This is a genomic window from Gordonia alkaliphila (genome assembly GCF_023017165.1).
GTDB lineage: Bacteria > Actinomycetota > Actinomycetes > Mycobacteriales > Mycobacteriaceae > Gordonia > Gordonia alkaliphila.
Genome location: NZ_JALKBW010000001.1, coordinates 619,576 through 633,166 on the forward strand (window position 1 = coordinate 619,576; position 13,591 = coordinate 633,166).

General features: G+C 65.5%; 1 protein-coding gene and 1 pseudogene. Both read right to left on the reverse strand.

The genetic code is table 11. The annotated features are described in order from the left end of the window. Positions 1-20: 20 nt before the first annotated feature. Entirely contained in the window at positions 21-3,443 is a 3,423-nt protein-coding gene (locus MUG78_RS02680; RefSeq protein WP_246991952.1) for a non-ribosomal peptide synthetase, read from the reverse strand. Continuing rightward, a pseudogene (locus MUG78_RS02685) lies at positions 3,350-13,579 on the reverse strand (non-ribosomal peptide synthetase); the annotation flags it as partial. The pseudogene MUG78_RS02685 and the gene MUG78_RS02680, both read right to left, overlap by 94 nt. Positions 13,580-13,591 lie beyond the last annotated feature (12 nt).

Below are 13,591 nucleotides of genomic sequence, written 5' to 3' on the forward strand. Positions count from 1 at the left end.
CCTCCTTCGACGTCATATCGTCACCCGTCGCCGTTCGGCCACGAATCGACCAGGGCAGGCACGGTGTGCACACCGTGCGGACCGTCGCCGCCCGTCGACCAGGCCGTGATCTGCTCGGTCTCGGCCTCATCCAACAGTCGCGGAGACGCCACTGCAGAATACGGATTCTCCGTCAGCTCGTCGACGACGGCGATGAATCTTCTACTCAGTGTAGTAATCGACGTTTCATCGAAGAGATCTGTCGCATAAACGACCGACAGTGCCCACGGCCCGTCCGCTATGAATCGAACGTCGAAGGTGAGGTCGACCTGGGCGGGTGTCACCCCAGAGGTAGCCGGCCGGATGTGCAGCCCATCGATGTCGCCTGCGGACGGTTCTGCGTCCCGGGAGCCCGGCCCCGCCGTCAACATCACCTGCGAGAGCGGTGTGAACGCCTGCGAGCGCACCGGGTTCAGCCGTTCGACGAGTGACTCGAAGGGCACGTCGGCATTCGCGAACGCCTCCAAGTCGGTACCGCGCACCTCCGACAGCAACGCGTCGAAGCTCATCGACGAGTTGATGTCGGTCCTGAGCACCAGCGTGTTGACGAACATGCCGATCAACGGATCGAGTTCACGCTGTCCGCGACCGGCGATCGGCGTGAGGATCGCGATCTCGGCCGTCGCCGAAAGACGTGAAATCAGCACTGCGAGTGCCGCGTGAACCACCATGAACGGCGTCACGCCGCGTTGGCGCGCGAGTTCCTCGATCCGGTCACCGATCGCGTGTGGGATCTCGGTGGTGTACGTGGCGCCACGGTGCGAGGCGACCTGCGGGCGGGGGCGATCCGCCGGGATCTCCACGAGACCCGGGAGTCCGGCCAGGTCGCGTTCCCACACCTCCAGCTGGCGGCCGACGACGGACGCCGGATCCGAAGGATCACCCAGTTCACGGCGCTGCCAGAGTGCGTAGTCTGCGAACTGGACGGGCAACGGCTCGAACTCCGGCGCGCGGCCTTCCGCCCGCGCGGCGTAGGCGGCGACAACGTCGCCGACCAGGGGACCCATCGACTCACCGTCGGCAACGATGTGATGAAGTACCGCGACGAACAGCCACTCGCCCGGGGAGCGCTCCCACAAGCGGATGCGCAGCGGGGGCCGAGTCGTGACGTCGAAGCCCGTCATCGCCGCCTGGCGCAGCGCCGCTTCGTCGTCGACCGCAGCCCAGTCGGGTTCGGCTTCACGCGAACCGGCCGCATGCACCAGCTGGTACGGGTCACCATCGGCCACAGGGAACGTCGTGCGCAGGATCTCGTGCCTTTCGATGACGTCGAGGACCGCTCGATACAGTGCGTCGACGTCGAGATCACCGCTCACCTCGAGAGCAAACGGGATGTTGTACGTCGCCAGTTCTGGCTCGAGTCGGTTGATGAACCACATCCGCTGCTGCGCGAACGAGAGCGGGATCCGGTCCGGACGCGGCGCCGCCGCCGTCACCGGCGGCAACGCCACTTCCTTGCCCACCGACGCCGCGACCAGGTCGCGCACTGTGGGCGCATCGAACAGATCCCTGATCGACAACTCGACACCGAGTGCTTCACCCGCGCGGGCGACCAGGCGCATCGCCGCTAGCGAGTTGCCGCCCGCATCGAAGAACGACTCGGTCACCGACACCCGATCCACGCCCAACACACCGGCGAACACCGCCGCCAAAGCCGCCTCGGCCTCGCCCTCGGGTGCGACGTACTCGACCTGCGTCGACGACAGATCCGGCTCGGGCAGCGCCCGACGATCCAACTTGCCCGCCGAGTTCAGCGTCACTTCGTCGAGTAGCGTCCACACAGACGGTCGCATGTACTCCGGCAACACCGCCGCCACATGCTCCTTCACCGAATCCAGATCCACCGACGCCGGTGAGACGTAACCGACCAGGAACTCGCCACCGGTCGAAGCCTGCGCCACCGTTGCTGCGGCATGCACCACACCGGGAGCCCCGGCGATCACCGCTTCGATCTCACCAAGCTCGATACGCTGACCACGCAGCTTCACCTGGAAATCGGTACGACCCAGGTACTCGAGATCGCCACCGGCCTGGCGCTTGACCAGGTCACCAGTGCGATACAGACGCGAACCCGGCTCACCGAATGGATCAGCGACAAAACGTTCTGCCGTCAACGCGGGCGCAGCAGCGTAACCCCGCGCGATCTGCACACCACCCAAATACAACTCGCCCGGCACACCATCGGGGACCGGCTGCAAACGATCATCCAAAACCAGAGCGGTCGTGTTGGCGACCGCACGCCCGATGGTGACGAGCTCATCGCCCGGCAACACCTGCACGGCAGTCACATCGACCGCGGCCTCGGTCGGGCCATACAGGTTATGCAGTTCCGTGGACGGCAACACCGTCAGCAGTTCCTGCGCAATCGCCGGCGCCAGAGCTTCACCCGACGTGAACACCTCGGTCAACGACGTCAACGCCGCGACACAGTCACCGACCACATCGAGGAACACCGAGAGCATCGACGGCACAAAGTGCACCACCGACACCTGCTCCTCAGCGATCACCGACGCCAAGTACTGCGGATCCCGATGCCCATCCGGACGAGCAATCACAAGAGGCGCACCGATCAGGAGCGGCAAGAACAACTCCCACACCGACACATCGAACGTGTACGGCGTCTTCTGCAAGAACCGAGCATCCGCGGCAAGACCGTAGTCGTCACGCATCCACACCAGACGGTTCAGCACCGCCTCATGCGAGACCGTCACACCCTTCGGGGTGCCCGTCGAACCCGACGTGAACAACGTGTACAACGCGCTGTCACCATGCAACGGCGCGAGGCGCTCAGCATCGGTCACCGCAGCAACCGAGAGATCAACCTCAGCGGCTCCGTCGACCTCGATAACCCGCGACTCCAAGCCGGCGACCGGTTCCGGCGCGGTACCCGCAGCGACCAGCACGACCTGGGCGCCCGCCGTATCGAGCATCACCCGGGCACGCTCAACCGGCGCCGCGATGTCGACCGGCACATACTGGCCACCGGCAGCGGTGATCGCATGAATGGCGACCAGCAACTCCACGCTGCGATCAATGCACACACCAACAGCGACGTCCGGGCCCACACCCGCGGCAATCAGTTCACGCGCCAACGTTGCCACCCGGGCACCGAACTCGGCGTACGAAACCTCACGGCCCTCAAACACCAACGCCGCGGCATCCGGAGTCGCAGCCACCTGCACAGCAACAGCATCAGCAACCGAGCCAGCCGGGACATCAATCACCGGTCCGGTCGCCACAGCCAATGCCGCGGCACGGTCACCCGCATCGAGCAACGCCACGTCGCCCACGGCAGCGGCGGGCTCTGCAGTCAGCTCGCCGAGCAGCGCCACGAAACGATCAGCCAGCCACTGCGCGGTCGACTCGTCGAACAGGTCGGCGCAGCGATCACCGAACCGGACCAATCCTGTCCGGCCGGGGCCGACGACACGGTGAAGGCCACATCCACCTGGGCCGGGGTGACCGGCGCCTGCAACTGCTGCGCCGTGATACCGGCGATCTGCACGTCCGCCTGAGCCGCCGACGCACCCGGGTCGAATGAGAGCATCACCTGCGCCAACGGCGAAAACGCTTCACTACGCACCGGATCGATCGCCTCGACCACCGACTCGAACGGCACATCCGCATGAGCCAACGCCGCAAGATCGGAAACCCGCACCTCAGCGAGCAGGTCACTAAATGTCTTCGATGAATCGACCTGGGCACGCAACACCAACGTGTTCACGAACATGCCCACCAGAGCATCGAGTTCAGCCTGACCGCGGCCAGCGGTCGGCGTCGCGATCGCAATGTCCTGAGTGCCAGAGAGTCGCGCCAGCAGCACTGCAAGAGCTGCGTGGACCACCATGAACGGCGTCAGTCCCGAGCCGCTCGTCAACTCCCCGATACGCGCGGCTGTCTCCGAGTGGATCGTGAAGCCAACCTTGGTTCCCACATGCGTGGCGATAGCCGGGCGCGGACGATCGGCCGGCAACTCCAACACATCCGGGACACCAGCAAGCGCCTCTCGCCAGAAAGCAAGCTGCCGGCCCAGCACCGAATCCGCATCCTCCGGCGAACCCAACACCTCACGCTGCCAGATCGCATAATCGGCGAACTGCACCGGCAACTCCACGAATACCGGAACCTCACCGGCCGCACGCGCAGCGTAAGCAGTCAACACATCGGTCATCAACGGCAACACCGACTCACCGTCCGCACCGATATGGTGCGCCACCACGGCAAACAGATAATCGTCACCGTCCGGGAAGACCACCGCACGAATCGGCCACTGCCTCGACACATCGAAACCAGCAGCCACCGCCGCGCCGAACTCCTCCACCGACCCCACCTGAGTCCACGGCAGATCCCCATCCACCGATGCCTCAGGTGCAATCACCTGAACCGGAACACCAGCCACATCCGGGAAGCTCGTACGCAGAATCTCGTGACGACGCACCACATCGGCAACCGCCGAACGCAGTGCCGCAATGTCTACGTCACCGGACAAACGCAACGCCGCCGGAATGTTGTACGTCGGAGCATCCGGCTCGAGTCGGTTGATGAACCACATCCGCTGTTGCGCGAACGAGAGCGGAATCGTCTCCGGACGCGGTACGACGGCGGTCACCGGCGGCAGCGCTGGAGCACGGTCAGCCGCGGCGGCCGCGAGTTCTCGTACCGTCTGGTGATCAAAGAGGTCCCGGATCGACAGGTCCACACCGAGTGCGTCACCCGCGCGTGCGACCACGCGCATCGCAGACAGCGAGTTACCACCGATATTGAAGAACGACTCGGTGACCCCGACCCGCTCCACGCCGAGCACGTCCGCGAACACTGCAGCCAAAGCCTCTTCGGCCTCACCCTCGGGTGCGACGTACTCGACTGCAGTGGACGACAGATCCGGCTCGGGCAACGCCCGACGATCCAGCTTGCCCGCACTGTTGAGCTCGACGTCCTCAAGCAGCATCCACACACTCGGGCGCATGTACTCCGGCAACGATGCCGCCACGTGCGCCTTCACCGCATCCAAATCGACCGACGCCGGTGAGACATACCCGACCAGGAACTCACCCCCCGCGGGCGCAGTCGCCACCATCGCCGCCGCATGCACCACACCCGGCACACCCGCGATCACCGACTCGATCTCACCCAACTCAATACGCTGACCACGCAACTTCACCTGGAAATCCGTACGACCCAAATACTCGAGATCGCCACAGCTGTTGCGGCGCACCAGATCACCGGTGCGATACAACCGAGCACCAGCCTCCCCGAACGGATCAGCGATGAAACGTTCCGCCGTCAACGCAGGCGCCGCCGCATAGCCACGCGCGATCTGCACACCACCGAGATACAACTCACCCGGCACACCATCAGGGACCGGCCGCAGACGATCATCCAAGACCAGCATCGAGGTGTTCCACACCGGACGCCCGATCGTCACCACATCGGGTGCGTCAGACACATCAGCCCAACCCACCTCCACAGCAGCCTCGGTCGGACCAAACAGGTTATGAATCCCGATGCCCGGCCAGATCTCGTGCGCAGCCTTCACCGTCGCCGGCGGCAACGCCTCACCCGAAGCAAACAACCACCGCAGCGACGTCAACGACGCAAGTTTCTCCCGATCCACCACATCCAGGAACACCGACAACATCGACGGCACAAAGTGCACCGACGTCGCCTGCGACTCGACAATCAGGTCAGCGATATAGCCCGGATCGCGGTGACCATCCGGCTTCGCAATCACCACGGTCGCACCGGCCATCAACGGGGCATACAGTTCGGGCACCGACACATCGAAGGTGTACGGCGTCTTTAAAATGATTCGATCACCGGATGTCCACGGGAAAGCAGCCAAGCCCCACCGCAGTCGGTTGAGCACCGCACCATGCGACACCGTCACACCCTTGGGCACACCCGTCGAACCCGACGTGAACAACGTGTACAACGCCGACTCCGGCCGCACCGGCGACAAACGCTCAACATCAGCCACCGGAGAAACCGCCAGGTCGACCTCACCGGAAGCATCCACCTCCAGCAGACGCACCCCAACGAGATCAGCAACCGGCTCCGGGCTGGTTCCAGCAGCCACCAGCACCACACCAGCACCGGCGGTCTCAAGCATGACGCGGGCACGCTCAGCAGGAGCGCCGGTATCTACCGGAACATACTGACCACCCGCGGCAGTGACCGCATGAATGGCGACCAGCAACTCCACACTGCGGTCGATACACACACCCACCGCAACATCCGGGCCCACACCCGCAGCAATCAACTCACGCGCCAACACCGCAACCCGGGCACCGAACTCGGCGTACGAAACCACACGACCGGCAAACACCAACGCCGCAGCATCCGGAGTCGCAGCCACCTGCACAGCAACAGCATCCGCGAGGGCGGCACCTCCCGCTCCCCGAGCTTGTCGAGGGGTCACCGGACCCGACGACGCAGCCAATGCCGCGGCTCGTTCGCCAACGCCCAGCAGCGCAACGTCCCCGACAGCGGCCGTCGGCTGCGCAGTCAACTCATCAAGCACTGACACAAAGCGATCACCGAGCCACGTGGCCGTTGCCGGATCGAACAGATCCGTTGCGTACACGACCTTGCCGGACCATCCCGTGTCCGGACTCGTCGTCACGCGGAAGGTCAGGTCGAACTGAGCCGGCACGAACGGATCGGGAACACCCGCGACCCGCAAGCCTTCGACCTGCGCGTCGATCCCGCGCACCGAGGCGCCCGGATCGAACGAGAGCATCACCTGAGCCAGCGGCGCGAACGCCTCACTGCGGACCGGATCGACCGCATCGACCACGGCCTCGAACGGCACGTCCTGATGCCCGAACGCATCCAGATCAACCCGACGCACCTGGTGCAGGAAATCGGTGAACGACACCCCGGACTCGACCTGGGTCCGCAAGACCAGGGTGTTGACGAACATACCGATCAGCGCATCCAGCTCGGCCTGACCTCGGCCAGCGATCGGCGTCGCGATCGCAATATCGCTCGTGGCCGACAGGCGCGCCAGCAGCACCGCGAGAGCGGCGTGCACCACCATGAACGGGGTCACGTCGTGCTCGGCAGCCACTGCGGCAACCCGCTCGGCCACCGGCACCGGAATCTCGAAGCCCAGTTCCGCACCGCGGTACGAGGCGACCGCCGGACGCTTCCGATCGGCCGGCAACTCCAGCACATCCGGCAGCTGGGCCAACTGTGACCGCCAGAAGGTCAGCTGACGACCCAGCAGCGACTCGGCGTCCTCCGGCGAACCCAAGACCTCACGCTGCCAGATCGCGAAGTCCGCGAACTGCACCGGCAACGGCACAAACGGCGGCTGCTGTCCGGCCGCCCGAGCCACATACGCGGTCAGCACATCGGCTACCAGCGGGCCCATCGACTCACCATCGATAGCGATATGGTGCGCCACCACAGCAAACAAGTACTCATCCCCGCCGACCGGACAGATCACCGCACGAATCGGCCACTGAGCCGACACATCGAAGCCCTCGCTGACAGCAGCGAACAGTTTCGCCTCGGAATCGACCTGCGACCACGGCAGGTCCTGATCCACCGCAGAGTCGGGAGCGATCACCTGGACGGGGACGCCGTCGACATCCGGGAACGTCGTCCGCAGCACCTCATGGCGGGCCACCACATCGGCGAACGCCGCCCGCAACGCCGCCACGTCCAAGCCGCCGCTGATCCGCAGCACCGCCGGAATGTTGTACGTCGGAGCGTCCGGATCGAACCGGTTGATGAACCACATCCGCTGCTGCGCGAACGACAGCGGAATCTGAGCTGGGCGCGGCACGACCGCCGTCACCGGTGGCAACGCCGGAGCCCGATCAGCCACCGCCACAACGAGTTCCCGCACCGACGGCGCGTCGAACACATCGCGTACGGAGACCTGCACTCCCAGCGCATCGCTGACGCGCGCGACCAAGCGCATCGCAGCCAGCGAGTTACCGCCGGCGTCGAAGAAGCTCTCGGTCACCGAGACCTGATCGACGCCGAGTAGGTCGGCGTACACCGCGGCCACGGTCTTCTCGTTCCGCGTTGCGGGAGCCACATACTCCACGGCCTCGAACGCCGGATCCGGCAGCGAACGCCGATCGACCTTGCCCGCCGTATTCAACGGCATCGCTTCGAGCGCCACCCACACCGTGGGCACCATGTACTCCGGCAGCTGCTTGGCCAGCTCAACGGCGATGGCGTTGGTATCGACCGACGCCGGCGCGACATAACCGACCAGCTGATCACCCGCCGGGCCCTCGACCACACGAGCCGCGGCATGCACCACACCGTCGAGTCCGGCGATCGCGGACTCGACCTCACCGAGCTCCAGACGCTGACCACGCAACTTCACCTGGAAATCAGTACGACCCAGGTACTCGAGATCGCCGGTGGCGCTGCTGCGCTTCACCAAGTCACCGGTGCGGTAGAGACGCGAACCGGCTTCACCGAACGGATCGGCGATGAAGCGTTCAGCCGTCAGATCCGGACGCGAAGCATAACCACGCGCGGACTGCACACCACCCAGATACAACTCACCGGCCACACCATCAGGAACCGGATGCAATCGCGAATCCAAGATGAAGGCCGTGGTGTTGGCCATCGGCGCACCGATGGGGACGATCTGATCGACCTCGTCGAGCACCGCCGACATCGTGTACACCGCAGCCTCGGTCGGACCGAACAGATTCACCACCTTCGCCTGCGGCACCCGGCGACGGAAATCCCTCGCCACCGCCGGCGGCAAAGCCTCACCACCGGAGAACAACACCCGCAGATTCGGCAACAGCGGCTCATCGCCGACGATGTCCAAGAACGCAGCCAGCAGTGACGGGACGAACTGCACAACGGTCACGTCCGCAGCGTTCATCACGTCCGCCAAGTACTGCGGATCGCGTTCGCCCCCGGCATCAGCGATCACCATCGTCTGGCCCGCCACCAGCGGCCAGAACAACTCCAACACCGACGCATCGAACGTATGCGGAGTCTTAAACAGCAGACGCTGATCGCCGGCCGGAACAGTCTGGTCGAACCACGCCACAAAGTTGCGCACCGCACCATGCGGAATCGTCACGCCCTTCGGCAGACCCGTCGAACCCGAAGTGAACAACGTGTAGGCGGCGTCCGAAGCACGCAGAGGAACAAGACGCTCGGACGGATCCAACGGCTTGGCGTCGGCAGCAAGCTCGCTCGAGCAATCGACTTCGATTACCGGGACGTTCAATCCGGCGACGAACTCGGGGACCTCGGCACCGTTGGCAACCAGTACGAGCTGAACACCAGCGGTTGAGGCCACGTACTCGGCGCGCTCAGCCGGCGAATCGGTCGCAATCGGCACGTACTGGCCACCGGAGGCCATCACCGCATGGACTGAAGTCACGAGTTCTGCGGAGCGGTCCATCACCACACCGACCGCGGTCTCCGGACCCACCCCAGCAGCGATCAGAATCCGCGCCAACTCACCGACCCGGGAACCGAACTCGCCGTACGAGAACTCCCGGTCGCCCGTCACCAGGGCAACCGCGTCCGGCTTGGCCGCCACCTGAGCCAAGACCGCGTCCGCGATCGACTCGTTCAGGACCGGTTCGCTCGGACCCGCCGAAGCTGCCAGAAGGCGATCGGCCTCGGCCTCATCAGCGAGGTCCACGTCACCGACCGGGACTGCCGGGTCAGTGAGCAGGCCGTCGCCGAGGCGAATGAAGCGCTCGCCCAGAGCCTCGATCGTCGAGCGATCGAACAGCGCCGTCGGGTACGTCAGCAGCGCCGTCCAGTCACCCTCATCCGCCGAGATCGTCAGATTCAAGTCCATCTGCGCCGGGGTCTCCACCGACTCCAACGGTTCGATCGTCACACCCGCCACGGTCGCCTCGTCCGTAGCCTCGGTGATCGGGTCGACCGACAGGATCACCTGCACCAGCGGTGAGAACGCCTCGCTGCGCACCGGATCGATCGCGTCCACGATCGACTCGAACGGCACATCGGCGTGCGCGAATGCACCCAGATCGGCCTCGCGGGTCCGAGCCATCAACACGTCGAACGATTCGGACGGGTCGATCTCGGTCCGCAACACCAACGTGTTGACGAACATGCCCACCAGTGCGTTCAGGCCGCGCGCACCACGACTGTCGATCGGCGTACCCAACACAACGTCGGTGGAACCAGACATCCGCGCCAGCAACGCCGCGAACACCGCGTGCAGCACCATGAAGCGAGAGGAACCGGTCTGTGCCGCGTACTCGTCGAACCGAGCTCCCAGCTCCGAGGGAATCGCGAACTGCACCTGGTCGCCGCGCGAGGAGAACACCGGCGGCCGCGGACGATCGGTCGGCAGCTCGATCACATCGGGCACACCGGCCAGGGCCTGGTCCCAGTACGCCAGCTGCCGTCCCAGAATCGACGCCTCGTCGTCGGGTGAACCGAGCACTTCGTGCTGCCACACCGCGAAGTCGGCGTACTGTACCGGCAGCGCAGTGAATTCTGGCGTCTGCTGCCCATCACTGCGTGCCGCGTACGCCGTCAGCAGGTCGATCACCATCGGACCGAAGGACTGGCCGTCGAAGGCGATGTGGTGGACCACCACGGCCATCACCAGGGAGTCACTGCTCTCTTCAAGCAGCCGTACCCGCAACGGCAATTCGGTGGTCACGTCGAAGCCGGTCCGCAGGTCCGCGAACACCTCTTCCACGGAGTCGACGACTCGCCAATCGAGCAGCTCCGCCGCCTTCTCGACCGGGGTCACCGACTGGTACGGCACACCATCGCTATCCGGGAACACCGTCCGCAGCACCTCGTGACGGGTCACCACATCCAGCAGTGCCGCACGCAACGCCTCGCGGTCCACGTCGCCGCGGAGCCGGAAGGCAGCGGGGATGTTGTAGGTTCCCGCGGCGGGGTCCAGACGGTTGATGAACCACATGCGCTGCTGCGCAAACGACAGCGGCACCATGTCGGGTCGGGGGGCGGCAGGCAGCACGGGAGGCAACGCCGGCGCACGGTCGGCCACCGCCGCGGCGAGGCCGCGGACGGTCGGGTCTGCGAAGACGTCGGCGATGGAGAACTCGACGTCGAGAACCTCGGCGATACGCCCGACCACGCGCATGGCCGACAGCGAGTTGCCGCCGAGGTCGAAGAACGATTCGGTGACGGAGACCTCGTCCATGCCGAGGATCTCGCCGAACACCTCGGCGAGCGCCGTCTCCTCCGGCCCCTCCGGAGCGACGTACTCGCCCACTTCGACCACCGGCTCGGGCAGGGCGCGCTTATCCAGCTTGCCCACCGGGGTCAGCGGCAACGAGTCGAGCACCTGAATCGTCGCCGGCACCATATGCGCCGGCAGCCGTTCTGCCAGGAAGGACTTCAATTCGCCGACGTCAATAGCTTCGGCGTCGCCGACAACGTAACCGGCCAGCGCCGTCGCGACCGAGCCGCCGACACCGATGACCACCGCCGAACTCACCTGCTGATGCGAGGCGAGCGCGGCCTCGATCTCACCGAGCTCGATGCGCAAGCCACGCAGCTTCACCTGATCGTCGCTGCGGCCCGCGTATTCGAGCACAGGCTGACCCAGATCGTCGGTACGCCAGCGAACGATGTCGCCGGTCCGGTACATCCGGTCACCCGGAATGCCGTACGGATTCGAGACGAATCTGACCGAGGTCAGTGCCGCATCCGACAGGTAGCCGCGCGACGCGGCGAAGCCGACCACGTACAGTTCGCCCGGCACTCCCGGCGGAACGGGCTTGAGTCGCTGATCGAGCACCAGCAGACCGACACCGTTGATCGGTCCGCCCAGGTAGACCGGGGCACCGATCTGCATGGGCTCACTGATCGTGATGCCGATGGTCGTCTCGGTCGGCCCGTACAGGTTCTGGATGCGCCGCATCACCGCCCACTCGTCCTTGAGTGCCTGCGGTACGGCTTCACCGCCGGCGTAGACCACGCGCAGCGCGGGCAGTCCCGGGGACTCAAGGGTCGAGAGCACGGTCGGGGTCAGGAAGGTGTGGGTGATGGCCTGCGCCATCATGTACTGCTGCAGCACCGGGCCGCCCACCGCCTCCGAAGGTCGGTAGACCAGGACGCCGCCACTCACCGTGGCAAGCAGGTACTCCAGCACGGATGCGTCGAAGCTCGGCGACGCGAAGCCCAGCACGCGCGAGTATTCGTCGGCGCTCGACCGACGACGTTCCTCAGCTGCGAAGTTCGCCAGACCTGTGTGGGTCACGGCCACACCCTTGGGGCGGCCCGTGGAACCCGACGTGAAGATCACGTAGGCGGTGTTGTGCACACGCACCGGCTGCAGCAGTTCGCTCTCCGGGATCGTCTCGGCACTCAGTGCGTCGATCTCGGCCTGCACCGCAGGGTCGTCGAGCTTTGCCCAGTCGAAACCGCGTTCCGGCAGCTCGCCGGTGTCCCCGCTCGTCAATCCGAGCACTGCGGAGGAGTCTTCGACCATGGCGGCGATGCGGTCGGCCGGATAGTCGGGGTCGATCGGCACATAGCCGCCACCGGTCTTGGCAACCGCCCAGATCGCGGTGAGCAGGGATGCCGACCGTCCGATGGCCAGCGCCACCAGCGACTCGGCTCCGATTCCTTGCGCAATCAGCCAGCGCGCCAACTGGTTGGACTTCTCATCGAGCTGACCGTAGGTGAGCATCGCACCCGAGGCGTCGACGACGGCCTGTCGTGGACGCCACTTAGTGGCAGCCTCGCCAAACAGGTCCCGCAACAGGACCGGTTCAGTAGTGGGACCACTGACCACCACCTCGTCGCCGACTCCGTCGAGCGGGTCGATGACCGCATACTCGATAGCAGCCGACGGCTCGCCTGCGATCGGGTCCATGACGGGCTCACGCTCCGTTACTTGCAGGGGCAGATCACCGACCGCGACGGTCGGGTCTTCGAGGGCAGCGGCCAGCATACCAACGAGATACCCGGCGAAAGTCTCCATGGTGGAGGCATCAAAGAGGTCTGTCGCATAAACGAATGACAGCTGCCAATCGTCGTCACCTTCGCCCTGAACGACACTCACCAGCAGGTCGACGCGGGCCGGCGGCGGCCCCGCTTCGAAGGGCGCCACCTGCAGTCCGGCGACCTCGCCGGCGTGCAGATCGCTGCCACCGAGTTCCGGTACCGCCCGCTGATCGAAGGTCAACCAGATCTGGGTGAACGGCGCGAACGCTTCGGACCGCGCGGGATCGACTGCGTCGACCACGATCTCGAACGGGACATCCGCGTTAGCGAACGCGGCGAGGTCGGACTGCTTCGCCGACGCGACAAGATCGGTGAAAGGTGCTCCCGCATCCACCCCGGTGCGCAGCACCAGGGTGTTGACGAACATGCCGATGAGCGGATCGAGCACCTGCTGACCGCGACCAGCGATCGGGGTGCCGATCGCGATGTCGTCGGACGCAGTCAGTCGCGAGACGAGCGCGGCGAGGGCGGCGTGGACCACCATGAACGAGGTCGCATCCCATTCGCGGGCCCGCTCGCCGATGCGCCTGGCCGTGGCCGCGGGAATGACCGCCTCGACCGAGTCGCCACGCCGGCTAGTGGTGTGTCT